24 protein-coding genes are annotated in these 24,804 nt (G+C 61.7%); 14 read left to right on the top strand and 10 right to left on the bottom strand.

Translation table 11 applies throughout. The features are described from left to right. Position 1 precedes the first annotated feature (1 nt). Together BRPE64_RS20225 and BRPE64_RS20220 are read right to left on the bottom strand one after the other, a co-directional pair. The gene (locus tag BRPE64_RS20225; protein ID WP_016355400.1) at positions 2–1,399 is read right to left on the bottom strand and encodes a heavy metal sensor histidine kinase; all 1,398 of its coding nucleotides are present in this window, start codon (positions 1,397–1,399) and stop codon (positions 2–4) included. Next, a complete protein-coding gene (locus BRPE64_RS20220) occupies positions 1,396–2,067 on the bottom strand; it encodes a heavy metal response regulator transcription factor (RefSeq protein WP_016355399.1) in 672 nt (223 codons plus the stop codon). The genes BRPE64_RS20225 and BRPE64_RS20220 overlap by 4 nt, the downstream gene beginning before the upstream one ends. Before the next feature lie 165 nt (positions 2,068–2,232). On the opposite strand from BRPE64_RS20220, the gene BRPE64_RS20215 reads away from it, so the two are divergent. The 3 genes from BRPE64_RS20215 to BRPE64_RS20205 are packed head-to-tail and all read left to right on the top strand — an operon-like array spanning position 2,233 to position 4,245. After that, positions 2,233–2,829, top strand: a complete 597-nt coding sequence (locus BRPE64_RS20215; RefSeq protein ID WP_044042598.1) for a cytochrome b/b6 domain-containing protein — start codon at positions 2,233–2,235, stop codon at positions 2,827–2,829. Between the two features lie 3 nt (positions 2,830–2,832). Further along, positions 2,833–3,606, top strand: a complete 774-nt coding sequence (locus BRPE64_RS20210; RefSeq protein ID WP_016355397.1) for a molybdopterin-dependent oxidoreductase — start codon at positions 2,833–2,835, stop codon at positions 3,604–3,606. A 27-nt stretch (positions 3,607–3,633) separates the two neighbouring features. Continuing rightward, positions 3,634–4,245, top strand: a complete 612-nt coding sequence (locus tag BRPE64_RS20205; RefSeq protein WP_016355396.1) for a hypothetical protein — start codon at positions 3,634–3,636, stop codon at positions 4,243–4,245. 57 nt (positions 4,246–4,302) lie between these two features. On the opposite strand, the gene BRPE64_RS20200 is transcribed toward BRPE64_RS20205, so the two are convergent. After that, positions 4,303–4,719 carry a MarR family winged helix-turn-helix transcriptional regulator gene (locus tag BRPE64_RS20200; RefSeq protein ID WP_016355395.1) on the bottom strand — a complete coding sequence of 139 codons (417 nt, stop codon included), beginning with the start codon at positions 4,717–4,719 and terminating at the stop codon, positions 4,303–4,305. A 140-nt stretch (positions 4,720–4,859) separates the two neighbouring features. Between BRPE64_RS20200 and BRPE64_RS20195 the strand changes: the two genes are divergently transcribed. From BRPE64_RS20195 to BRPE64_RS20185, 3 genes are all read left to right on the top strand, one after another. Beyond that, complete coding sequence (locus tag BRPE64_RS20195) at positions 4,860–6,311, top strand: NAD-dependent succinate-semialdehyde dehydrogenase (protein ID WP_016355394.1); 1,452 nt, start codon at positions 4,860–4,862, stop codon at positions 6,309–6,311. Between the two features lie 241 nt (positions 6,312–6,552). Further along, on the top strand, positions 6,553–6,783 hold the full coding sequence (locus tag BRPE64_RS20190; protein WP_016355393.1) for a hypothetical protein: 231 nt from the start codon (positions 6,553–6,555) through the stop codon (positions 6,781–6,783). A 64-nt stretch (positions 6,784–6,847) separates the two neighbouring features. Next, positions 6,848–7,681 (top strand): NAD(P)-dependent oxidoreductase, encoded by an 834-nt coding sequence (locus tag BRPE64_RS20185; RefSeq protein WP_016355392.1) that lies wholly within the window; start codon positions 6,848–6,850, stop codon positions 7,679–7,681. 6 nt (positions 7,682–7,687) lie between these two features. Here the strand turns inward: BRPE64_RS20185 and BRPE64_RS20180 are convergent, their stop codons facing one another. Next, positions 7,688–9,112 (bottom strand): aminotransferase-like domain-containing protein, encoded by a 1,425-nt coding sequence (locus BRPE64_RS20180; protein ID WP_016355391.1) that lies wholly within the window; start codon positions 9,110–9,112, stop codon positions 7,688–7,690. A 321-nt stretch (positions 9,113–9,433) separates the two neighbouring features. Here BRPE64_RS20180 and BRPE64_RS20175 point away from each other — a divergent pair, with 321 nt between their 5' ends. Further along, positions 9,434–9,751, top strand: a complete 318-nt coding sequence (locus BRPE64_RS20175; protein ID WP_016355390.1) for a DUF2917 domain-containing protein — start codon at positions 9,434–9,436, stop codon at positions 9,749–9,751. 110 nt (positions 9,752–9,861) lie between these two features. Here BRPE64_RS20175 and acnA read toward each other — a convergent pair whose 3' ends face one another. The 6 genes from acnA to BRPE64_RS20145 all read right to left on the bottom strand — a co-directional run bounded on the left by acnA (position 9,862) and on the right by BRPE64_RS20145 (position 18,162). Next, complete coding sequence (gene acnA, locus BRPE64_RS20170) at positions 9,862–12,579, bottom strand: aconitate hydratase AcnA (protein WP_016355389.1); 2,718 nt, start codon at positions 12,577–12,579, stop codon at positions 9,862–9,864. Positions 12,580–12,615: 36 nt separating this feature from the next. Next, complete coding sequence (locus BRPE64_RS20165; RefSeq protein WP_016355388.1) at positions 12,616–14,067, bottom strand: bifunctional 2-methylcitrate dehydratase/aconitate hydratase; 1,452 nt, start codon at positions 14,065–14,067, stop codon at positions 12,616–12,618. Positions 14,068–14,099: 32 nt separating this feature from the next. Next, the gene (locus BRPE64_RS20160) at positions 14,100–14,609 is read right to left on the bottom strand and encodes a hypothetical protein (protein ID WP_044042801.1); all 510 of its coding nucleotides are present in this window, start codon (positions 14,607–14,609) and stop codon (positions 14,100–14,102) included. A gap of 87 nt (positions 14,610–14,696) precedes the next feature. Continuing rightward, positions 14,697–15,869: a bifunctional 2-methylcitrate synthase/citrate synthase gene (gene prpC, locus BRPE64_RS20155; protein ID WP_016355386.1), complete on the bottom strand. Its 1,173-nt coding sequence runs from the start codon at positions 15,867–15,869 to the stop codon at positions 14,697–14,699. 108 nt (positions 15,870–15,977) lie between these two features. After that, entirely contained in the window at positions 15,978–16,988 is a 1,011-nt protein-coding gene (locus BRPE64_RS20150; protein WP_044042597.1) for an HpcH/HpaI aldolase/citrate lyase family protein, read from the bottom strand. 187 nt (positions 16,989–17,175) lie between these two features. Continuing rightward, positions 17,176–18,162 (bottom strand): malate dehydrogenase, encoded by a 987-nt coding sequence (locus BRPE64_RS20145; protein ID WP_016355384.1) that lies wholly within the window; start codon positions 18,160–18,162, stop codon positions 17,176–17,178. Between the two features lie 604 nt (positions 18,163–18,766). Here BRPE64_RS20145 and BRPE64_RS20135 point away from each other — a divergent pair. The 7 genes from BRPE64_RS20135 (at position 18,767) to gltA (ending at position 24,791) form a co-directional block, all read left to right on the top strand. Further along, positions 18,767–19,555, top strand: a complete 789-nt coding sequence (locus BRPE64_RS20135; protein ID WP_193788517.1) for a GntR family transcriptional regulator — start codon at positions 18,767–18,769, stop codon at positions 19,553–19,555. Between the two features lie 167 nt (positions 19,556–19,722). Continuing rightward, positions 19,723–20,133 carry a succinate dehydrogenase, cytochrome b556 subunit gene (gene sdhC / locus BRPE64_RS20130; protein WP_044042595.1) on the top strand — a complete coding sequence of 137 codons (411 nt, stop codon included), beginning with the start codon at positions 19,723–19,725 and terminating at the stop codon, positions 20,131–20,133. 15 nt (positions 20,134–20,148) lie between these two features. Beyond that, positions 20,149–20,517: a succinate dehydrogenase, hydrophobic membrane anchor protein gene (gene sdhD / locus BRPE64_RS20125; protein WP_016346962.1), complete on the top strand. Its 369-nt coding sequence runs from the start codon at positions 20,149–20,151 to the stop codon at positions 20,515–20,517. 5 nt (positions 20,518–20,522) lie between these two features. Beyond that, positions 20,523–22,298, top strand: coding sequence for a succinate dehydrogenase flavoprotein subunit (sdhA, locus tag BRPE64_RS20120; protein WP_016346963.1), 1,776 nt, complete (start codon positions 20,523–20,525; stop codon positions 22,296–22,298). A 25-nt stretch (positions 22,299–22,323) separates the two neighbouring features. Continuing rightward, positions 22,324–23,025 carry a succinate dehydrogenase iron-sulfur subunit gene (locus BRPE64_RS20115; protein WP_014193767.1) on the top strand — a complete coding sequence of 234 codons (702 nt, stop codon included), beginning with the start codon at positions 22,324–22,326 and terminating at the stop codon, positions 23,023–23,025. A gap of 13 nt (positions 23,026–23,038) precedes the next feature. Continuing rightward, the gene (locus BRPE64_RS20110; protein WP_044042800.1) at positions 23,039–23,323 is read left to right on the top strand and encodes an FAD assembly factor SdhE; all 285 of its coding nucleotides are present in this window, start codon (positions 23,039–23,041) and stop codon (positions 23,321–23,323) included. Between the two features lie 166 nt (positions 23,324–23,489). Next, positions 23,490–24,791: a citrate synthase gene (gene gltA / locus BRPE64_RS20105; protein ID WP_016355381.1), complete on the top strand. Its 1,302-nt coding sequence runs from the start codon at positions 23,490–23,492 to the stop codon at positions 24,789–24,791. The last annotated feature ends 13 nt before the right edge of the window (positions 24,792–24,804 follow it).

The raw sequence follows: 24,804 nt of genomic DNA, 5'->3' as shown, positions 1-24,804 counted from the left end.
ATCACCCGGGAAACCGCAGCGTAAACTCGATCCATCCATCCTGCGTGCATTCGGTGGACGCGCTGCCGCCATGCAGCCGCATGATCGCCTGCACGATCGACAAGCCGAGCCCGCTCGATTCAGTGAACTCGCTGCGGGCCGCATCGCCGCGATAGAAGCGGTCGAAGAGCCGCTCGAGTTCTTCCTGGCCGATGTTCACGCCCAGCCGGTTGCCGACGACGACCGTCGCGCCCTCGGCATCCGCGTGTCCCTTCAGGCGCACGACGGTGCCTGCCGTCGCATAACGCACCGCATTCACCACGACATTGCCGATCGCGCGGCGGCACATGATTGCATTTGCAACCATCTCGCCGCTGGCATCGATGTCGAAGCTGATGCGCCGCTCATCGGCGATGCCTTCGAAGTAGGAGCAGATGGTCTCCAGCTCGTCGCGCAGGTCGAGACGGTCGCGTTCGATGCGCTGTTCGCCATGATCCGCCTGCGCGAGAAAGAGAATGTTCTGCGCGATGCGCGCGATACGTTCCAGTTCTTCGAGATTCGATTCGAGCACGTTGCGATATTCCGGAACGCTGCGCTCATGCGCGAGCGTCACCTGCGTCTCGCCGATCAGCACGCCGATGGGCGTGCGCAACTCGTGCGCGAGATCGGCGGAAAACTGCAACAGCCGTTCATAGCCGTTTTCGAGCCGGTCGAGCATCGCATTGAACGACGCCGCGAGACTCTGCAATTCGGCGGGCGCATGCGCGACATCGAGCCGTGCGGACAAACGGTTGGGCGTGATCTCGGCGGCCTTGTCGGCCATCAGCAGCAGCGGCATGAGACCGCGCCGCGTGACCCAGTAAGCGAGCAGCAGCGTGACGAGCACCGCGCCGATAACCGTGATCCACACGCGCTCCAGATACGCCGACAACACGCGCGCCTCCTGCGTCATCACGTGCGCGGCGATGATCTCCACCACTTCGCCGCTGTCGCCGATGCGCGCCTGCGCGCCAATCCAGCGCATGCGCACGCCGTCGGCGCGTGAGCCTTCGTACAGGTCGTCGAGTCCGATTGGCCGCGTGATGGGCACGGCCGCGAGCGGCGGCAGCGGCATCTGCTCGGGATTGACGTTGATGAAAGGCGCCGAGCCTGCGCGACGAAAGAGGATCACGTCCTGCCGGTCGCCGAGCATCGTCTCGAAGAGCCGGGGCCGCGCCTCGATTTCCTTGATCGTGTAGAGATCGTGCAGAAGCGAGCGGAAATGTTCGACGCGCGCGATCAGTTGATAATCGGCACGCGTGGAGAGCGCGCGGTTCGTCGCCTGATACAGCGCCGCGCCGACCATGCCGACCACCACGCACACGATCACGGCAAACGACAGCGCGATGCGAACGGCAAGCGAGCGTGACGGCCGGTTCAAGGATTCTCCCCGAACGAATAGCCGATGCTGCGCACCGTATGAATGAGCTTCAGGTCGAACGGATTGTCGATCTTCGCGCGCAGACGCTTCACCGCGACATCGACGACATTGGTGTCGCTGTCGAAGTTCATGTCCCACACTTCCGATGCAATCAGCGTGCGCGACAGCGCCTCGCCCCGATGCTTGCAAAACAAATGCAGCAGCGCGAACTCTTTATTCGTGAGCACGATGTCGATGCCCTTGCGCGTCACCTTGCGGCGCAGAACATCGACATGCAGATCGGCGATCTGAAACGTATCCGATTCGCGCATCACGCCGCGCCTCAGGAGCGTGCGGATACGCAGCAGGAGTTCGGTGAAGGAAAAGGGCTTCACGAGGTAATCATCCGCGCCGAGTTCGAGACCGTGAATGCGGTCGGTCACGTGGTCGCGCGCGGTGAGAAAAATGACAGGCAGGTCACGTTTCGCGCGCAATGCCGCCATCACCTGCCATCCGTCGATGCCGGGCAGCATCACGTCGAGCACGATCAGCTCGTACGGATTGGCGAGCGCCTGATGCAGTCCGTCCGTGCCGTTGCGCACGAGATCGACCTGATAGCCGGACTCGATAAGCCCTTTTTTCAGGTAGTCTCCGGTCTTGCGGTCGTCTTCGATCACGAGGATGGTCATGCTGGCGCTGCCTAGATTGCATTGCCGATATTCTAGCCAGCACAGCCTCGGGTCTCGTCAAAGATGACAAAAAAGTCATCGAGAGGTCATCGATCGATCAGCGCGGCATCGCTACGATGCGAAGCGAAAACTCAATCGCTTAATCGCTCATCGTTCAATCGATATATGAGGCCCGACGTGCAAGTACAACCGCTATGGCTGCGCATCACGCACTGGCTCAACGCCTTCGCCGTGTTGATCATGGTGACGAGCGGCTGGCAGATCTACAACGCATCGCCGATATTCAAGTCGTTCACCTTCGCGCCCGCGCTTACGCTCGGCGGCTGGCTCGGCGGCGCGCTGCAATGGCATTTCGCGGCAATGTGGCTGCTGGTCGCGAATTTCGTCGTGTATCTCGCGATGAATCTCGCGACGGGCCGCTTGCGCCGCCGCATGTTCCCGCTTTCCATCAAGAGCGTTTTCACCGATGCATACGCCGCAGTGCGCGGCAAGCTCGGCCACGACGATCTCACGCACTACAACGCCGTACAAAAGTTCGCGTATCTCGCGGTGATCGTAGACATTGTGATCGTGATCGTCTCGGGCCTCGCGGTGTGGAAGTCGGTGCAGTTTCCGTTGCTGCGCACGCTGATGGGCGGCTATGACAACGCTCGCGTCGTGCATTTTTTCGGCATGAGCTTTCTGGTTGCATTCTTCGTGCTGCACGTCGCGATGGTCGCTCTCGTGCCGCGTTCGCTCGTGCTGATGATCCGGGGTCGCTAATTCATGTCGCTCAAGTTATTCAAAACGAGATCCGATGCCGAACTCATCATCAAGGATGCGGCGAAGGAATTAAAGGCGCCTGCGCGTCGTTTATTCGGCAAGCGCATTCTTTCGCTCGGCGGCCTCGCGATGCTGTCCGGCTGCAACATCACCGACGACAAATCGGTCAACGCAATGCTGCGCCGCGTCTCGTCCTTCAACGACGATGTGCAGGCGCTGCTGTTCGATCCGAACCAACTCGCGCCGACCTACCCCGACTCGATGATCACGCGGCCGTTTCCATTCAACGCGTTCTATGACATCGACGAAGTGCCGGAGGTCGATCCATCGACATACAAGCTGGCAATCGGCGGCCTTGTGAAGGGCAAGCGCGTGTGGACGCTCGACGAACTGCACGCGATGCCGCAGGAAAGTCAGGTGACGCGGCATATCTGCATCGAAGGCTGGAGCGCAATCGGCAAGTGGGGCGGCGTGCGCTTCGCGAATTTTCTCGCGCGTTCGGGCGCGGATACGAGCGCGAAGTACGTGGCGTTTCACTGCGCCGACAATTACTCGACCAGCATCGACATGCCGACCGCACTGCACGCGCAAACGCTGCTCACGCTCACGTATGACGGCCAGATTCTGCCGCCGAAATACGGCTTTCCGATGAAGCTGCGCATGCCGACCAAGCTCGGCTACAAGAACCCGAAGCACATCGTCGCGATTACCGTGACGAACGATTATCCCGGAGGCTATTGGGAGAACCAGGGCTACAACTGGTTCGGCGGGTCCTGAAGCCTCTCACTCAACGAAGGAGATTGCATGTCGATTCGAATCAAACTCGGCGTCAGCATCGTGACGCTCGCACTCGCATCTGCGGCGTTCGCGCAAACGCCCGCTGCCAAACCCACGCGTATTCGCGGCGATATCGTGTCGCTGTCGGGCGATACGCTCACCGTGCATCGTCGCAGCGGCGATACGGTGAAGATCGCCGTGAAATCGGATACGCCCGTGACGGCGCTGAAGAACATCAAGTTGCAGGACATCAAGCCGGGTTCGTTCGTCGGCACGGCGGCGACCACCGGCACGGACGGCAAGCTCACCGCGACCGAAGTGCTCGTGTTCCCGGAAGCCGCGCGCGGCACCGGCGAAGGCCACTATGCATGGGACCTGGGCCCGCAAAGCTCGATGACCAACGCGAACGTCGATCAAGTCGTGCAGGGCACGAGCGGCCGCGATCTGAAGCTCTCGTACAAGGGCGGCTCGAACGCGGTGACGGTGCCTGAGAACGTGCCGGTCGTGACCTTCGCGCCCGCGACGCACGATGACCTGAAGCCGGGCAAGAAGGTGTTCGTCGTGGCGAGTCCGGCGGGCTCGGATTTCGCGGCGCAGCGTATTGTCGTGGAGAAGGATGGCGTCGCGCCGCCTATGTAAGCAGCACGTTGCGAACGCAGTGCGAGCGCCCGCCGGAAGCATACCGGCGGGCGTTTGTCATTCCAGCGTCGTGCGAATGTGCCTGACGTTCGACACGGTGCTGTCGAAACGCGCGGCGCCGAGCTTGCGTTTCATGGTGCGCGTTAGGTCCGCGCTGGCCGCGCCGAGGCGCTTGATCATCGCTTGCGCGTGCTCGGTGGGATGAATCGCCGATTCGCGACGATCGCTCTCGGTGGCCCAGCGCTCGACGAAACCGAGCTTCTGCAGCCCGTCGAGCGTGCGTGTGGCGGTGGAACGCGAGATGGCCAGCGCATCCGCGAGCCTGCTTTGCAAGAGACCGGGATGCTCGACGATCGCGCGCAGCATGAACGCCTGCGACGGCGTGAGTCCGAACGGCTTGAGCGCTTTCGTCCACTCGCGTTCGAGCGTGCGTGCAAGTGCTGTCGTGTTGAAGTAAAGGCATTGGTCGAACATACGGTTCACCATGAAGTCATGTGATTCGCTCTGCAACTATCGATTGGAGATATCGCGCGTCAGCAAATATTACGCGTTCGCGCTAACATGGGCGTTTGCGTGATTTGATCCAGCGCAACGCCACTCGTAAGGAGACATGCATGAGCAGCACTCGTTCCGACATTCCCGCGTATCCGAATACTCAGCTGTATATCGACGGCGCCTGGCGCAACGGCTCGCGCGACACCGCCGTGATCAATCCGGCCAACGAAGCCGAGATCGGCCGTCTCGCGCTCGCCGGAGAGGCCGAGCTTTCTCTCGCGGCGGACGCCGCCGCGCGCGGCTTCAAGGAATGGCGCAAGGTGTCGCCCTACGAGCGCAGCAAGCTGATGCGGCGCGCGGCGCAGAACATTCGCGATCGCGCGGAACAGATCGCCGCGATCATGTCGATGGAGCAGGGCAAGCCGTTCGGCGAAGCGCGCATCGAGACGATGTCGGCCGCAGACATCATCGAATGGTTCGCTGAAGAAGGGCGCCGCACCTATGGCCGCGTGATTCCGTCGCGCTCGGATGCGGTGCGCCAGATCGTGACGCGCGAACCGGTCGGCCCGGTTGCCGCGTTCACGCCGTGGAATTTCCCGATCAATCAGGCGGTGCGCAAGGTGTCGGCGGCGCTCGCGTCGGGCTGCTCGGTCGTGCTGAAAGGACCCGAGGAAACGCCCGCGAGCTGCGCGGCGCTCGTGCAGGCATACGCCGATGCGGGCTTGCCCGCCGGCGTGCTGAACCTCGTGTTCGGTGTGCCCGCCGATGTCTCCAAGTACCTGATCGCGCATCCCGCGATCCGCAAGATTTCGTTCACCGGCTCGACGCCGGTCGGCAAGCTGCTCGCGTCGCTTGCAGGCGAGCACATGAAGCGTGTGACGATGGAACTCGGCGGCCATGCGCCGGCCATCGTGTTCAAGGATGCCGACGTTCCGCGCGCCGCGAAGATGCTCGCGTCGGCCAAGTTCCGCAACGCAGGCCAGGTCTGCATTTCGCCGACGCGCTTCCTCGTCGAAGAATCCGCGTATGAAGAGTTCGTGCATCACTTCGTCGCGACCGCGAGCGCGGTGAAGGTCGGCAACGGTCTCGACGATGGCGTGCAGATGGGCCCGCTCGCCAACGGCCGTCGTCTGGAAGCGATGGAACGCCTCGTCGCCGATGCGCGCGAGCACGGCGCGAAGGTGCTGACGGGCGGCGAACGTATCGGGCGCGAAGGCTACTTCTTCGCACCGACCGTGCTCGCCGACGTGCCGTTGAGCGCACGCATCATGACCGAAGAGCCGTTCGGCCCCATCGCGCCGATCGCATCGTTCAAGTCGTATGACGAAGTGATCGCCGAGGCGAACCGTCTGCCGTACGGGCTTGCGGCGTACGCGTACACGCGTTCGGCGGCGACGGCGGCGGCCGTGTCGGACGATATCGAAAGCGGCATGCTGTCGATCAATCATCAGGGCCTCGCGTTGCCCGAAACGCCGTTCGGCGGCGTGAAGGATTCGGGCTACGGCTCGGAAGGCGGCAGCGAAGCGATGGACGCGTATCTCGTCACGAAGTTCGTGACGGAACATCGTTGATGCGAACGCGCGTTTAGCGCGTGGATGAATAGGCGGTCTCGTTGAGGCCGCCTTTTTTTATGAACAAAAATACTTAGGAAACCGAAACGAAAGACGTGCCGTAAGGATCATGCAATAAGTGCCAGTTTCAAAAGTGTAACCGCGTAACGCGCGGAAAAATGCATGTAGCCGGATTGCCAGCTTCGCTCTCTACGATGTCATCGAGACGCGTTTTCTGCTCGTCCGATGCCTGGAGAATCGAATGCTGAGCCCTCACGAAATTTCCACGCTCCTGCTGATCCAGCGCTCGCCGAATCAGGTCGAAGTCTTCGGACAGCTTGCGGCACGGCTGCGGCAAGAAGCGCTCGTCGAAATCACGCGGCTTCCGACCGGCGTGCCGATGCCGCTGCTCACGCCGAAGGGCCACGACATGCTCGAAAGACTGAATGCGCTTTGCAAGCCGGTTGCAAACGAAACGGACGCGAGCGAGTAGACCGAGCGCGTCTGCGCTTGCCGGCGTATTCTGTGTTTCGTTTTCGACCACACGGAGCCCGCAAGTGATTCAAGCGAAACAATTGACCATCGCGCTGCTCGGCGCCGGCAGCATGGGATCGGCCGTCGGTCACAGACTGACGCAAGGCGGCGCGCGCGTGCTGACGACGCTCGAAGGCCGCAGCGCCGCGAGCGCATTGCGGGCGCGCGAGGCGGGCATGGAAGACGCGAGCCTCGAAAGCCTGGCGGCGTGCGATTTCATCCTGTCGATCGTGCCGCCCGCCGTCGCCATCGAAACGGCCGCGCGTCTGGTGCCCGTACTCGAGCACGCGAACAGCAAGCCCGTTTATGTCGATTGCAACGCGATCAATCCCGCGACCGTCGAGCAGATCGCGCGCACGTTGGAGCCGACCGGTGCGCCGTTCGTCGATGGCGCGATCATCGGCATGCCTTCCGCGCCGAAGTTCTACATGTCGGGCGCGCATGCGGCACGCACGCAAGCACTCGCCGATTACGGCCTCGTCGTGCGCATGCTCGACGGTCCGGTCGGCGCGGCTTCCGCGCTCAAGATGTCGTATGCGGGAATCACGAAGGGTTTGACGGCGCTCGGCTCGGCGATGTCGCTCGCCGCGATCCGCAACGGCGCGGGCGACGCGCTTCTCGATGAACTCGCGGAAAGTCAGCCCGCGCTCGCGGCGTGGCTCGCGGGCAATGTGCCGCGCATGCCGCCCAAGGCGTATCGATGGGTTGCGGAGATGGAGGAGATCGCGCAGTTCATCGGCGATGAATTAGCCGAGCATCGCATCTACGAAGGCGCGGCGGGACTATACGCACGGCTCGCGCACGACAAGGACGCGACCGATACGCTCGAACGCTTCTTTAGCGAACGGAAAAATTAAGCGGCGCTAGGCACGCGCGGTCGCCGCTTCCGTCATGTGCTCGAAGAAGCGCGCCGCGCACCGGTCGCCCGCGTAGGCCGAGTTGATCCGCACCCACGGACACGCTTCGCCGTTCGGGCGATAGTAGCTGCCGGGCGCGAGCGTGACGCCGAACTTCACGGCTTCGTCGACGAGCACAGCCGAATCGTCGATGCCCGGCACTTTCGCCCAGACGAAGTTGCCGCCGCTCGGTTCGTCGAACACGTCCCAGCCGTAGCCTTCGAGCGTTTGCACCGCGCTGGAGAGCGAATCGCGCACGCGCTTGCGCAAGCGTTCCAGATACTTGCGATACGTGCCGCGTTCGAGCAGGCTGGCCGCGACGCTTTCCGCGAAGCGCGTGCCGCCGAGACTTGTCAGCACCTTCACATCGACGAGATTTTTCACGAGCTCGCGATTCGCCGCGAGATAGCCGATTCGCAGCGACGACGACAAAGTCTTCGATAAACCGCCCACGTAGATGACGCGATCGAGCTGATCGAGCGAGGCGAGTCGTTGCGTCGGCACGGCCTGAAAATCGGCGTAGATATCGTCTTCGACGATTGTGAAGCCGTGCTGCGTGGCGAGTTGCAGCAGCTTGAACGCGACTTGCGGCGCGATGTTGGTCGCGGTGGGATTCTGGAACACGGTGTTGACGAAGAAGAGCTTGGGCTGATGCAGCTTGAGCAGTTCCTCGGCGACGTCGATATCCGGTCCGTTCGCGAGCCGCGGCACGCCGACGAGGCGCACGCCCTGCAGCTTCAAAAGGCCGAACAGGTTGTAGTAACCGGGGTCCTCGACGAACACCGTGTCGCCCGGCTTCAACATATAACGCACGACGAGATCGAGCGCCTGGCTCGCGCCGTTCGTGATCATCACGTTCGGCAAATCGGCGTCGATGCCGAGCGCGTTGATACGCATGACGACCTGCTGACGCAGCGTGGTGTCGCCGTGGGGAATCGCGTAGTCGATCACGCTTGGCACGTCGATGCGCGAAGCCTGACGGATCGCCTGCGTGAGGCCGTCGACATCGCGCCATGCTTCGGGGATGAAACCGCTCGACAGTTTCAGCGTCTCGCCCGGATAGTTGAACTGCTGGAGGATCTGATTCGACTCCTCTTCCGCGAGACGCGGGTCACAGTTGCTCGCGTGGCTGTCGCGCTCGTCGACATGATTCGCCACGTAGAAGCCCGAGCCGTGCTTCGGCTGAATGAGCCCGCGCGACGCCAGCCGGTCGTAGGCCTCGATCACCGGAAACCGGCTGATGCGTTGCTCCGCGGCGAGCTGGCGAATCGACGGCAGCTTCGCACCCGCGAGCACGCGGCGCGAGCGGATCAGCGCCTCGATCTGGCTCACGATCTGCTCGGTTAGCGGGACGCCCGTCCCGGCGTTGATGTGCAGCGGAAGTGCATTCATGGTGATCGAAGTGTTCAGTCGAAATGGGTGAACAGTTGAAATGTACTGTTCACCTGTGTCATAGCGGTGTATAGCGCCCATTCGAACGCATCCGAAAACCCGCGTCAAGCTAGGCCAAATGGCTAGTCCAACTGTTTTTCGTGTGTTCTCTTCTGATGTTTGACGCCAAACTGTTCAGTAAATTTAGCTTAACAGTTCCTGCGCAACTGTGCGGAAGTGTTCATTCAAGCTGTTCGGAATCGGTCGATAATAAGCTCAACGGCTGCGCACAGGTGTTCACTCTCGCAGCCTCCCGGACAGGCGAAATTGAGGAGCGGCATCATGCGTGAAATTCGGACTTACGAACTCGACCGGCGCGATGCGCCGACAGGCTGGTTCATCGATCGGCCGCAAACCCTGCGCGTCATGCGCGGGCAAATCTGGCTGACGATCGAAGGCGAGGCGGACGATCACTGGCTCGAAGCGGGCGCGTCCGTCGAACTGAAGCCATTCACGACGATCTGGGTCAGCGGCGCGCAGGACGAGAGCCGCTTCGCGCTGGCGTCGGTGTCCACGCACACGCGAAGTCTCGGCGAGATGGCGCGTGCGTGGTTTGCACGGCGCACGACGTCGCCGCGCATCGCGACCGTCAGAGCCTAGGGCCGAAAACAAAGGCAGAAACGAGGACGAAAAAAAACCCGGCCATGGCCGGGTTCAATGTTCCCGCGCTCTCGCGAGCGCGGTCACCTGCAAAGCTACATAGCTTGCGCTTACGCTGCGAGCAGCGAGCGCAGCACGAACGGCAGAATTCCGCCGTGCTTGTAGTAGTCGACTTCGATCGGCGTGTCGATACGCAGCAGCACCTGCACGCGGTCCTTCTTGCCGTCCTTGCGATGGATCACGAGCGTGACTTCCTGCTGCGGCTTGAAGTCGTCGCCGAGACCTTCGATGTCGTACGTTTCCTCGCCCGTGATATTGAGCGTCTGCACGCTGTCCGCGCCCTTGAACTGCAGCGGCAGCACGCCCATGCCGACGAGGTTCGAACGGTGGATACGCTCGAAGCTGCGCGCGACCACGGCCTTCACGCCGAGCAGTTGCGTGCCCTTCGCCGCCCAGTCGCGCGACGAGCCCGTGCCGTACTCTTCGCCCGCGAAGATGACAGTTTGCGTGCCGGCGTCGATGTACTTCATCGCTGCGTCATAGATCGACAGTTCTTCGCCGCTCGGCTGATGAATCGTCAGACCGCCTTCCACGCGCGTGCCGTCCGCCTTGACCGGAATCATCAGGTTCTTGATCCGCACGTTGGCGAAGGTGCCGCGCATCATCACGTCGTGGTTGCCGCGACGCGAGCCGTAGCTGTTGAAGTCGGCCTTCTGCACGCCGTTCGCCTTCAGCCACACGCCCGCCGGCGACGTTTCCTTGATCGAACCCGCCGGGCTGATGTGGTCGGTCGTCACGGAATCGCCGAAGATGCCGAGCGCGCGCGCGTTCTTCACGGCCGGAATCGAGTCGGCCGGCTTCATCGAGAAGTCCTTGCCGAAGAACGGCGGCTCGGCGATGTACGTCGACTTCGGCCAGTCGTAAACCTGACCGGTTTCGCCCGCGATCTTGCTCCACAGGTCACCGTCCTTCGTGAGCTGCGAATAGTTCTCGCGGAACGCCTTGGCGTCGAGCGCGAACTTGAGCAGCGCGTGGACTTCTTCGCTGGTCGGCCAGATGTCGCCGAGGTAGATGTCGCGGCCATCCTTGCCCTGGCCGACCGGCTCGGTCATCAGGTCGCGCGTGATGTTGCCCGCGATCGCGTAGGCGACTACCAGCGGCGGCGAAGCCAGGAAGTTGGCGCGAATGTTCGGGTGAATACGCGCTTCGAAGTTGCGGTTGCCCGACAGCACGGCGGCCGCGACGATATCGTTCTTCGTGATGGCGTCGTTTAGTTCCGGCGTCAGATCGCCTGCGTTGCCGATACACGTCGTGCAGCCGTAAGCGGCAAGCGTGAAGCCGAGCTTGTCGAGATACTGCAGCAGATTCGTCTTCGTCAGATACTCGGTGACGATACGCGATCCCGGCGCAAGCGACGTCTTGATGTGCGGCGCCACCGTCAGACCGGCTTCGACCGCCTTCTTCGCGAGCAAGCCCGCAGCAAGCAGCACGCTCGGGTTCGACGTGTTCGTGCAGGACGTGATCGCGGCGATCAACACGTCGCCGTTCTTCACGTTCACGCCGTCGGCGGTCTTGTAGTTTGCATTGAGGTCGGCGGGCTTCTTCGCAAAGCCGTTTTCGCCGACCGGCTTCGAAAACAGGTCCGTGAAGGTGCTCTTCACATTGCCGATTTCGATGCGGTCTTGCGGACGCTTCGGACCCGCGAGCGACGGCGCGACCGTGCTCAGATCCAGCGTGAGCGTCTTCGTGTAGTCGATGTCGCCGGCCTTCGGCACGCCCCACAGCTTCTGCGCCTTGAAGTACTTCTCGAAGGCGGCGATTTCGGCGTCGGTGCGGCCCGTGCCCTTGAAGTAGTCGATGGTCTTTTCGTCGACCGGGAAGAAGCCCATGGTCGCGCCGTATTCCGGCGCCATGTTGCCAATGGTCGCGCGGTCCGGCACTGCGATCGATGCCGTGCCTTCGCCGAAGAACTCGACGAACTTGCCGACGACCTTCTCCTTGCGCAGCATTTCGGTGATCGTGAGCACCAGGTCGGTTGCCGTGCAGCCTTCGCGCAGCTTGCCCTTCAGCTCGACGCCGACGACGTCCGGCGTCAGGAAGTACACCGGCTGGCCGAGCATGCCGGCTTCAGCTTCGATGCCGCCCACGCCCCAGCCGACCACGCCGATGCCGTTGATCATCGTCGTGTGGCTGTCCGTGCCGACGAGCGTGTCCGGGTAGTACACGGTGTCGCCGCCTTCGGTCTTCTTGTGCACGCCGCGTGCAAGGTACTCCAGGTTCACCTGGTGCACGATGCCGACGCCCGGCGGCACGACCTTGAACGTGTCGAACGCCTGCATGCCCCACTTCATGAACTGATAGCGTTCGTTATTGCGCTGAAATTCCAGCTTCATGTTCAGGTCGAGCGCGTTCGGCTCGCGGAAGTGGTCGATCTGCACCGAGTGATCGACGACGAGATCGACCGGCACCAGCGGCTCGATCGCCTTCGGGTTCTTGCCCGCGCGCTGGGCCACACCGCGCATTGCGGCGATGTCGGCGAGCAGCGGCACGCCGGTAAAGTCCTGCAGCACGACGCGCGCAACGACGAACGGAATTTCGTCGACGCGGGCGGCGTTCGGCTTCCAGTTCACGAGTTGCTCGATGTGCTCCTCGGAAATCTTCTTGCCGTCATAGTTGCGCAGCACCGATTCGAGCACCAGACGAATCGAGATGGGCAGACGTTGGATCTTGACCTTCAGTGCATCGCCGAGTTGCGGCAGCGAATAAAACTTGCCTTTGCCGGAACCACTGTCGAATTCCTTGAGCGTGTTGTGGAGATTGTGGGCCATGGTTATTTTCCTTGGGCTAAGACGAGGAATTTGCTTCTAGATCACGTACAAATCGACGTATTCATTGACCGGCATCGCTTCGAGCTTTGCCTGATCGAGCGATACCGCGAGGATCGCCTGCTGTTGCTTCTGCGGGAAACGGCGCGCCAGGTTCGTCCTGAACTTCTCGACGAGCAGCGGAATGCCGTCCGCGCGGCGGCGCTTGTGACCGATCGGATATTCGACTGCGATTTCATCGAGCGTCGAGCCGTCGTTGAACTCGACGGTGAGCGCATTGGCAATCGAGCGCTTCTCCGGGTCGTGATAATCCTTCGTGTATTGCGGGTCTTCCACGCATTCCATCTTCGCGCGCAACACGTCGATGCGCGGATCTTGCGCGATCGAATCTTCGTAATCTGCGGCGGTAAGACGGCCGTGAATCAGCGGCACGGCGATCATGTACTGAATGCAGTGATCGCGGTCCGCGGGATTGTTCAGCGGCCCCTTCTTGTCGATGATGCGAATCGCCGCTTCGTGCGTGCGAATCGTGATCTTCTTGATGTCTTCAACCGATTTGCCCGCTGCCTTCAGCTTGCCGTGCAAAGTCATCGCGGCTTCGACTGCGGTTTGCGAGTGGAATTCGGCGGGGAATGAGATCTTGAAGAGCACGTTCTCCATCACGTACGAACCGTACGGACGCTGGAACTTGAATTCGTTGCCCTTGAAGAGCACGTCGTAAAAGCCCCATGTTTTAGCGGTCAAAACAGACGGATAGCCCATTTCGCCGGTCTTCGCGATCAGCGCGAGACGCACGGCGCGAGAAGTCGCATCGCCTGCGGCCCACGACTTGCGCGAGCCCGTATTCGGCGCGTGACGATACGTGCGCAGCGAGTGGCCATCGACGAAAGCGAGCGAGACCGCGTTGATGAGCTCATCGCGCGTGAGTCCGATCATCTGCCCGACAACCGCCGTCGACGCCAGCTTCACGAGCAAAACGTGATCGAGGCCGACCTTGTTGAAGGAGTTCTCCAGCGCGATGCAGCCTTGAATTTCGTGCGCCTTGATCATCGCGATCAGGACGTCTTTCATCGTGAGGGCTTTCTTGCCCGAGGCGATCGCGTTACGCGAGAGCCAGTCGGCGGTGGCGAGAATGCCGCCCAGATTGTCCGACGGATGGCCCCATTCGGCGGCGAGCCAGGTGTCGTTGAAGTCGAGCCAGCGGATCATCGCGCCGATGTTGAAGGCGGCCTGAACCGGGTCGAGCTGAAACTGGGTGCCCGGCACCTTGGCGCCGTTGGGGACGATCGTGCCGGGCACGATCGGTCCCATCAGCTTGGTGCAGGCCGGGTACGAGAGGGCTTCGAGTCCGCAACCGAGCGTGTCGATCAGGCAGTTGCGCGCTGTTTCAAGCGCAAGCGTGCTGTCGACCCGATAGTTGAGAACGTAGTCGACTATATCGACGAGTACCTTGTCCGGATCGGGCCGGACGTTGGAGATCGGTGCGGACATCGAGAGATTCCTGATTTAAGTGCTGAGCTAACTTATTGCGCAGGCTTGATCAGCGCGTTCGACTGCGTCGGCGCCGCGCCGCCCGCAGCCATTTCGGCCGTCATGCACTCGTCGGCGAGGCGCGATTCGTCCTTGTCGGAGAACAGCATTGCCTTCGACGGGATCACGACCAGATCCATGCCCGTGGCCGAATCGTGGAAGCGGTCGGCGCCGGTGGTCGTGTCCTGACGCGGCAGACGGTAGTCCTTCTTGGCCCAGTTCACCGTGACGATCGTGTCACGCTTCATGTCGCCTTTCAGGTAGAAAGCCTGGCCGTCTTTACACGACCACTTCACTGCACCTTCGGGGACCGGATCAACTTTGGCCGCCGCGGCCGCTTCGGCCTTGGGGCTGCGCTTCACCAGACGGCGTGCCGGAGCAGGGCGCTTGGCCTTCGCCGCGCTGGCACCGGTTGCGGGCGCCGCTGCGAAGGCGTCGGCGCTGACGAAAATGCTCGTCGTGGCCAGCGTGCCGGCGATTGCAGCGATCAGAAGTTTATTCATCGAAAAACCTTTCAAAAACATGGGGGTTGAAATAGCGATTTGCCGCGCGGGTGGACTTCATCCTCGTCAATCCGACCGCGCAGCCTGCTATTTTCGCTTATTTAGCGGCTCGAATTTCAAATTCTCCGGTCCGGTGTAATTCGCACTCGGCCGGATGATCTTGTTGTCGATACGTTGCTCGATGATGTGCGCGCTCCACCCCGACGTGCGCGCGATCACGAACAGCGGCGTGAACATGGCCGTAGGCACGCCCATCATGTGATACGAAACGGCGCTAAACCAGTCGAGATTCGGGAACATCTTCTTGGCGTCCCACATCACCGTTTCCAGCCGTTCCGCGATGCCGAAAAGCTTGGTATCGCCCGCTTCCTTCGAGAGTTTCTTCGCGACTTCCTTGATGACCTTGTTGCGCGGATCGGCGATCGTGTACACCGGATGGCCGAAGCCGATCACCACTTCCTTGTTCTCCACGCGCCGCTTGATGTCCGCTTCGGCTTCGTCGGGCGTCTGATAGCGTGACTGGATTTCGAACGCGACTTCGTTCGCGCCGCCATGCTTGGGGCCACGCAGCGCGCCGATCGCGCCGGTGATTGCCGAGTACATATCGGAGCCCGTGCCCGCGATCACGCGCGCGGTGAACGTCGACGCGTTGAACTCGTGCTCGGCGTACAGATTGAGCGACACATGCATTGCATCGACCCACGACTTCGAGGGCTCCACGCCATGCAGCAGATGCAGGAAATGTCCGCCGATGGAATCGTCATCGGTTTCGACTTCGATGCGCTTTCCGTTGTGCGAGTAGTGGTACCAATAGAGCAGCATCGAGCCGAGCGAGGCCATCAGCTTGTCGGCGATGTCCTTCGCGCCGGGCACGTTGTGATCGTCCTTTTCGGGCAGGATCGTGCCGAGCACGGAGACGCCGGTGCGCATGACATCCATCGGATGGGCAGATGCGGGAATCCATTCGAGCGCGGCTTTCAGATTCGCGGGCAAGCCGCGCAACGCCTTGAGCTTGGTCTTGTACGCCTTCAGTTCGGCCGCGTTCGGCAGCTTGCCATGCACGAGCAGATACGCGATTTCCTCGAACTCGGAGGTGGTCGCGACATCGAGAATGTCGTAGCCGCGATAGTGCAGATCGTTGCCGGTGCGCCCGACCGTGCACAGCGCGGTGTTGCCCGCCGTCACGCCCGACAGCGCGACGGATTTTTTCGGCTTGAATGCGCCGGTTGTGGATGCTTCGGTCGATGCGGTGTCAGTCATGCTCTCAAGTCTCCTTGCGAACGCTCGCGATACGGCGTTACTTGTTGTGCTTGAAGAATGCGCCGAGTGCGACCTCGTGCGCGACGCTGAACTGCAATTCGATGATGCTCATGCCGCAACGCCCCCGTCAGGCGCGGCGAAGAGCGGCGCGCATTCGTCGGGCATCGTCTGTCCGGTTGCGTGCGCACGGCGCAGCACCGACCAGTAATAGCGGTAGCTCGCGCGGTCGTGCAGCGTGTCGCCGTGACGCGTCGGGCCCCACTGCGCGCGCTGTGCACCAAGCAGAATCTCGGCGGCGAGCGAGATTTCCTCCGCGCGCGGCGAGAATGCCTCGACGATCGGCTTCACCTGATCCGGATGAATGCTCCACATGCGCGTGTAACCGAATTCGCTGCGGGCACGCGTGGCATCGTTCGCGACGATGTTCATGTCGCGCACTTCGGTGGACACATTGTGCGACGGCACCTTGCCATGCGCATGACACGCCGCTGCGATTTCGAGCTTCGCACGACGCACGAGCGGATGATCGAACTGGCCGGGCGAGCGCATCGCAGAATCGGGAATCGCGCCGTTGTGGGCGGAAACGAAGTCCATCAGGCCGAAGCTCAGCGATTCGACGCCCGGCAACGCGGCAAGTTCGAACACTTCCGCGAGCGCGCCATGCGTCTCGACGAGCAGATGACAGGGAATCGGCCTGGCAACGCCGAATTCGCAGCGCGAGGCTTCGATGAACGCCACCATCTCGGCGGCATCGAAGACGCTGCGGATCTTCGGAAGCGTGATGAACGCGGGCGCGCGCTTCGCGTGACGCAGGATGATGCGCACGTCGTCGCGCCATGCACGATGATTGAAGTCGTGGATGCGCACGCCCACGCGCCCGAAGCGATCGTCCTCGCCGCCCACCAGCGATGCAACCAGTTCCGCATGCTCGGCCTCGTGGCCGACTTGCGCGCCGTCCTCGCAATCGAGCGTGATGTCGAACACCGGCCCGAGTTGCGCCTGCAACGCCAGCGACTTCCTCATCAGCTTCTCGCTGCCGGCGTAGTGATCGCAGGGCGGAAGCACGGCGGGTTGCGGTTCGCCGTCAAACAGCACTTCGGCGGGAGTGAGAGCACGCATCGTCGGCGTCGGGTCCGAATGGGAGAAAGGAAATTCGATTCTGCTCGTTGACTTCTGATTCGATCGCGCTCGATGCAAACGCCTACGCAAGCGTAGTCATAAACTCAAGCGCGATCGGATCAGCGCGAACGCCGCGAGGCGCTCGCGCAGACGGGAAGCGCCGCGCGCTTCCTCTGCATTGACCTGCTTACTTGCCCAGCAGATGCGAAACGCCGTCGCGCTCTTCGAGCAGTTCGTTCAGCGTGCCGTCCATCTTCTCGCGCGAGAAGGCGTCGATTTCCAGGCCTTCGACACGCTTGTACTCGCCGTTTTCGCACGTGACGGGCACGCCGTAGATGATGTCTTCCGGAATGCCATACGAGCCGTCCGACGGAATGCCCATGGTGACCCACTTGCCGTTGGTGCCGAGCACCCAGTCGCGCACGTGATCGATCGCGGCATTAGCCGCCGATGCCGCCGACGACAGGCCACGCGCCTCGATGATCGCCGCGCCGCGCTTGCCGACGGTCGGGATGAACGTGTTGCGGTTCCATTCGTCGTCGTTGATGAGCTTGGTCAGGTTCTGACCTTCGGCGGTGGCGAAGCGGAAGTCGGGGTACATCGTCGGCGAGTGGTTGCCCCACACGGCGAGCTTTTCGATCGATGCGACCGGCTTGCCCGACTTCGACGCCAGTTGCGACAGCGCGCGGTTGTGGTCCAGACGCAGCATGGCGGTGAAGTTCTTCTTCGGCAGATCCGGGGCCGACTTCATCGCGATATACGCGTTCGTGTTCGCCGGGTTGCCGACGACCAGCACCTTCACGTCGCGGCTCGCGACATCGTTCAGCGCCTTGCCCTGAACCGTGAAGATCTCGGCGTTTGCCGAGAGCAGGTCCTTGCGCTCCATGCCCTTCGAGCGGGGACGGGCGCCCACGAGCAGCGCGACGTCGGCGTCCTTGAAGGCAACCTTGGGATCGTCCGTGACGACCACGCCTGCGAGCAGCGGGAACGCGCAATCTTCCAGTTCCATCACGACGCCCTTCACGGCGGCTTGCGCTTGCGGCAGATCGAGCAACTGAAGAATCACGGGCTGGTCTTTGCCGAGCAGATCGCCATTGGCGATGCGGAACAGCAGCGAGTAGCCGATTTGACCTGCGGCGCCGGTTACGGCAACGCGCTTTGCGGACTTAGCCATTGAGAACTCTCCTGGACGGTGCGTGGAACGCTAGGGAAAAACGCCATTTTATGCGCGTTACGCAAAGCGTTGATAGAGACATGCCGGTCGCGCCGCACGCGAACCCTTGAACGCAGACGCCACGCGGAGTTGCGCGCGCTGCACACGGACTCGCGCCTCGCGGATGCGTCAAGCGGCGTGACTGTCATGCCATGAATCCTTCTCTTCGAGCGAGAGGCGTGCGGGATGTTCGTGCAGGACGCGATGATTTCGCTTGGGTCTACGGCAAAGCGCCCATTCGAGACGGCGCTTGACGTTGCGAGGCGTGGGGCAGGCAGCGGCGCGCGAATCGAGTGGCCGATCGGCGTGAGGCGAAAGCGAAAGGGCGTGCCTGGCGGTATGTTGCGCGATGTGCGGATGACGGGGCTCCGAGGCGAAAAGCACCGCGGAGAACACGCTGACCGGCGACTTCTGCGCTCTCGCAACAACCCGCAAACCCTTGCTCGACAAGGAGTGTAGGATCGGTCCAGGGTAAAGTCAACAATATCTTATGTCTTATATAAGACATAGGAATCTACGGGAAAGGTCTGGACGGGCGGCGGGCCTTTGTGTTGAAATGCGCGGCATGAATTCCAACCCGGCGAGTACGACGAACCCCAACGGCACCGCGCCGGCGGCTGAGACCGCCAGCGTGCCGTCGCCGACGTTCAGCCCGCTGTACCAGCAAATCAAGGCGCTCATTACGCAGGGACTCGAATCCGGCGAATGGAAGCCCGGCGAAATCATCCCGAGCGAGGTCGAACTGGCCGCGCGCTACAAGGTGAGCCAGGGCACGGTCCGCAAGGCTATCGACGAACTCGCCGCCGACAATCTCCTCGTGCGCCGTCAGGGCAAAGGCACGTTCGTTGCGACGCACAACGAAGATCGCGTGCAGTTCCGCTTCCTGCGCCTGCTTCCCGATGATGGCGACGTTCATCCCCACGTCAGCCGTCTGCTCGAATGCAAGCGTCTGCGTGCGCCGGCCGAAATCGCGCGTCAACTGGACCTGAAGCCGGCCGATCCCGTCGTTCTTATCAGGCGCTTGTTGCAGTTTGATGGCGTGACCACCGTATTCGACGAGATCTGGCTGCCGGGCGCCGTGTTTCGCGGGCTGACGGCCGAGCGCCTGTCGGAATACAAGGGGCCGCTCTACGCCATGTTCGAGACGGAGTTTGGCACGCGCATGATTCGCGCATCGGAAAAGATCCGCGCGGTCGCCGCCGATGAAACCGCCGCGCAATATCTCGAAGTCGCGCCGGGATTTCCGCTGTTATCCGTGGAGCGGGTGTCCTACACGTATGGCGATCGCCCCGTCGAAGTGCGGCGCGGCTGGTATGTCACGACCGGTTACTACTACCAGAACGATCTGAGTTGAACGAATGGGAAGGGCCGCGAGCACGAGCTGAACGGCGCGCGGAAAACGCACGCAAGGACGCTATTTTCGCGCGTGAGGCAACAGTCTCTTAGGCAGCTATTCGCTGCAGCGCGAAATAAAAAGGCGCTAAAATCGCGGATTAGTGTAATAACAAGTTGGGGTCTAGCATGGCTGAAGCCGTAAAAAAACCAAGGCCCGAATACCGGAACATCGGGATCGGTCAACTCGCGAAGTACCGCCTGCCTTTGGCGGGGAAGGTATCGATCCTGCATCGCGTGAGCGGCCTGCTGCTCTTCGTGTGTCTGCCGTTCATCCTGTATCTGCTCGATCAGAGCCTCACCTCCGAGATCAGCTTCGAGGCGTTCAAGGGTTTTCTGGCGAACCCGATCGTCAAGATCGTCGTGCTGGTGTTGTCGTGGGCGTATCTGCATCACTTCTGCGCGGGCATTCGCTTTTTGCTGCTCGACACGCACGTCGCGGTGAACAAGGAAGGCGGCAAGCAGACCGCGCTCATCGTGCTGATCGTGTCGCTGTTGCTCACGCTTGCGATGGCGCTCAAGCTCTTCGGCGCCTTCTAAGGAGATAACAAGAACATGGCAACCCACAATCGAGTCGGTCCCAAGCGCCTGGTCGTCGGCGCGCACTACGGTCTGCGCGACTGGCTCGCGCAACGCATCACCGCGGTCGCGATGGCCGTCTACACCGTCATTCTTCTCTTCTGGTTCTTCGCCGCGCACAACTTCTCGTATGAAGGCTGGGCGGGCATCTTCGCGACCCAGTGGATGAAGCTCGCCACTTTCGTAGCCTTGCTTTGCCTCTTCTATCACGCGTGGGTCGGCATTCGCGACATCTGGATGGACTACGTGAAGCCCATGGGCGTGCGCCTGTTCCTGCAGGTGCTGACCATCCTGTGGCTCATCGGATGCGCCGGTTACGCTGCACAGATTCTCTGGAGAGTTTAAAGAACATGGCTGCAATCAAGACTTCCCTGCCGCGTCGTCGCTTTGACGTGGTCATCGTGGGCGCAGGCGGCTCGGGCATGCGCGCGTCGCTGCAGCTCGCGCGCGCGGGGCTCTCCGTCGCGGTGCTCTCGAAGGTGTTCCCCACGCGCTCGCATACGGTCGCTGCGCAAGGCGGCATCGGCGCCTCGCTCGGCAACATGAGCGAAGACAACTGGCACTACCACTTCTACGACACCATCAAGGGCTCGGACTGGCTCGGCGACCAAGACGCGATCGAGTTCATGTGCCGCGAAGCGCCCAATGCCGTGTACGAACTCGAACACATGGGCATGCCGTTCGACCGCAACGCGGACGGCACGATCTATCAACGCCCGTTCGGCGGCCACACCGCGAACTACGGCGAGAAGCCCGTGCAACGCGCATGCGCCGCAGCGGACCGCACCGGCCACGCGCTGCTGCATACGCTGTATCAGCAGAACGTCGCCGCTAAAACGCACTTCTTCGTCGAATGGATGGCGCTGGATCTGATCCGCGACGCCGACGGCGACGTGCTCGGCGTCACCGCGCTCGAAATGGAAACGGGCGAGGTCTATATCCTCGAAGGCAAGACCACGCTGTTCGCCACGGGCGGCGCGGGGCGTATCTTCGCGGCATCGACGAATGCGTTCATCAATACAGGCGATGGCCTCGGCATGGCCGCGCGCTCGGGCATCGCGCTGCAGGACATGGAGTTCTGGCAATTCCACCCGACAGGCGTTGCAGGCGCGGGCGTGCTGATCACCGAAGGCGTGCGCGGCGAAGGCGGCATCTTGCGCAATGCGAATGGTGATCGTTTCATGGAGCGTTATGCGCCCACGCTGAAGGATCTCGCGCCGCGCGACTTCGTCTCGCGTTCGATGGATCAGGAAATCAAGGAAGGCCGCGGCGTGGGTCCGAACAAGGATCACGTGTTGCTGGACCTGTCGCACATCGGCGCCGAGACGATCATGAAGCGTCTGCCGTCGATTCGCGAGATCGCGCTCAAGTTCGCCAACGTCGATTGCATCAAGGAGCCGATTCCTGTGGTGCCGACCATCCACTATCAGATGGGCGGCATTCCGACCAACATGCATGGTCAGGTGGTCGGCACGGCGCGTGGCTACAACGATCCGGTCAACGGCTTCTATGCCGTGGGCGAATGTTCGTGCGTCTCGGTGCACGGCGCGAACCGCCTGGGCACGAACTCGCTGCTCGATCTGGTCGTGTTCGGGCGCGCCGCGGGCAATCACATCATCAAGCACGCGAAGGAGTTGAAAGAGCACAAGCCGCTGCCGGCCGATGCCGCCGACTTCGCGATGGAACGTCTCGCGGTGCTGGAGAAGTCCACATCGGGCGAATACACGCAGAGCATCGCCAACGACATCCGCTCGACCATGCAGGCGCATGCGGGCGTGTTCCGCACCTCGAAGCTGCTGGAAGAGGGTGTCGGCAAGATCGATGAGTTGGCCGAGCGCGTGAAGCACGTGCATCTGAAGGACAAGTCGAAGGTGTTCAACACCGCGAAGGTCGAGGCGCTGGAGTTGGCGAACCTGATCGAAGTGGCGCGCGCGACGATGGTGTCGGCGGAAGCGCGCAAGGAAAGCCGCGGGGCGCATGCGCACAGCGACTACGAACATCGCGACGACGAGAACTGGATGCGTCATACGCTGTGGTTCAGCGAGGGCGATCGCCTCGACTACAAGCCGGTGCAGATGAAGCCGCTGACGGTCGAATCGGTGCCGCCGAAGGCACGGACCTTCTAAGGCACGAGAGCGCAAGGAAATCGAAATGGCAAAGAGAATTTTTGAAGTCTATCGCTACGATCCGGACAAGGACGCAGCGCCGCGCATGCAGACGTACGAGCTCGATCTGACGCATGAACGCATGCTGCTCGACGCGCTCGTGAAGCTGAAGGAAGTGGATGAGACGCTGTCGTTCCGTCGTTCGTGCCGCGAAGGCGTGTGCGGCTCGGACGCGATGAACATCAACGGCAAGAACGGTCTCGCGTGTCTGACGAATCTGAACGAGTTGCCGCAGAAGATCGTGCTGCGTCCGCTGCCGGGACTGCCCGTGGTGCGCGATCTGATCTGCGACTTCACGCAGTTCTTCAACCAGTATCATTCGATCAAGCCGTATCTGATCAACGATACGCCGCCGCCGGAGAAGGAGCGTCTGCAGTCGCCCGTGGAGCGCGATGAACTCGATGGTCTCTACGAGTGCATTCTGTGCGCGAGCTGCTCGACGTCGTGCCCGAGTTTCTGGTGGAACCCGGACAAGTTCGTGGGCCCGGCGGGCTTGCTGCAGGCTTATCGCTTCATCGCGGACAGCCGCGATCAGGCGACGGGCGAACGCCTGGACAACCTGGAAGACCCGTATCGTCTGTTCCGTTGCCATACGATCATGAATTGCGTCGACGTGTGCCCGAAGGGGCTCAATCCGACCAAGGCGATCGGCAAGATCAAGGAATTGATGGTGCGGCGGGCTGTCTGAATTGGACTATGTGATGGTCGATACCCAAGACGATTTTCCGCATCAGTCCGACCCTCTTCGTCGTGCGCGCCTTCGCTGGCGTGCGCGGCGCGGTCTGCTGGAAAACGATCTGATCTTCGATCGTTTCTTCAGCCGATATGAGCACGAGCTCAGTGACGCGGACGTGGCCGCATTGACCCGTCTGCTGGAGCTGAGCGACAACGAATTGATGGACCTTCTGTTGGCGCGCACGGAGCCGGAAGGCGACCTGGCAACGCCGGATGTGATCCGCTTGCTTGGCGTGCTGCGCTCCGTGTGATTTCAGCAGGAATGCGCGGAGTTTTGCAAAATAGTGCGGTTCGCACCGAGTCGACTGCACAACAGATCGGCGCCCGGATAGACGGCCGACCGTACAGTTTTGCCACGCAGCTTCCGTCGTGCAAATTATCGAAAACCTGTATCCATACTTCGATTGAGGATGTGCTATGACCCCGTCAGATGTTAAAGCCACGCTATCGTTCAGCGACAACTCGCCGAGCGTCGAAATGCCGATCTACAAGGGCACGATGGGCCCGGACGTGATCGACATCCGCAAGTTGTACGGTCAGACCGGCAAGTTCACGTATGACCCGGGCTTCATGTCGACGGCGTCGTGCAATTCTGCGATTACCTATATCGACGGTGACAAGGGCGAGCTGCTGTATCGCGGCTACCCGATCGAGCAACTCGCGGTGAACGCGGACTTCCTCGAAACCTGCTACCTGCTCCTGAAGGGCGAACTGCCGAACGAAGCGCAGAACAGGGAATTCGTGGACACGGTCACGCGTCACACGATGGTGCACGAGCAGATGCACTTCTTCTTCCGCGGCTTCCGTCGCGACGCGCACCCGATGGCGGTGCTGACGGCGGCAGTCGGCGCATTGTCGGCGTTCTATCACGACTCGCTGAACATCAACGATCCGCGTCACCGCGAAGTTTCCGCGATCCGCATGATCGCGAAGCTGCCGACGCTGGTTGCGATGGCGTACAAGTTCAGCATCGGCCAGCCGTTCGTGTATCCGAAGAACGAACTCTCGTACAGCGCGAACTTCATGCACATGATGTTCTCGAACCCGTGCGAAGAGTACAAGGTCAACGACGTGCTCGTGCGCGCGCTCGACCGCATCCTGATCCTGCACGCAGATCACGAACAGAATGCATCGACCTCGACCGTGCGTTTGGCGGGTTCGTCTGGGGCAAATCCGTTCGCGTGTATCGCAGCGGGTATCGCGTGCCTGTGGGGCCCGGCGCACGGCGGCGCGAACGAAGCCGCACTGAACATGCTGGAAGAAATCGGCTCGGTCGACAACATTCCCGAGTTCATCAAGCAGGTGAAGGACAAGAATTCGGGCGTGAAGCTGATGGGCTTCGGTCACCGTGTCTACAAAAACTACGACCCGCGCGCCAAGCTGATGCGCGAAACGTGCTACGAAGTGCTGAACGAACTCGGCCTGCATGACGATCCGCTCTTCAAGCTCGCCATGGAGCTCGAAAAGATCGCGCTGGAAGACGAATACTTCGTGTCGCGCAAGCTGTATCCGAACGTCGACTTTTACTCGGGCATCGTGCAGCGCGCGCTGGGCATCCCGACCTCGATGTTCACCTGCATCTTCGCGATGGCGCGTACGGTCGGCTGGATCGCGCAATGGAACGAGATGATCGCGGATCCGGAACAGAAGATTGGTCGTCCGCGTCAGCTGTTTATCGGTCAGACGCCGCGTGAAGCGAAGCCGTTGGCGAAGCGCTAAGCGTAGTCAGCCT

Origin of the sequence: Caballeronia insecticola (assembly GCF_000402035.1) — a bacterium.
Lineage (GTDB): Bacteria > Pseudomonadota > Gammaproteobacteria > Burkholderiales > Burkholderiaceae > Caballeronia > Caballeronia insecticola.
This window is presented reverse-complemented; position numbering and strand designations above follow the sequence as displayed.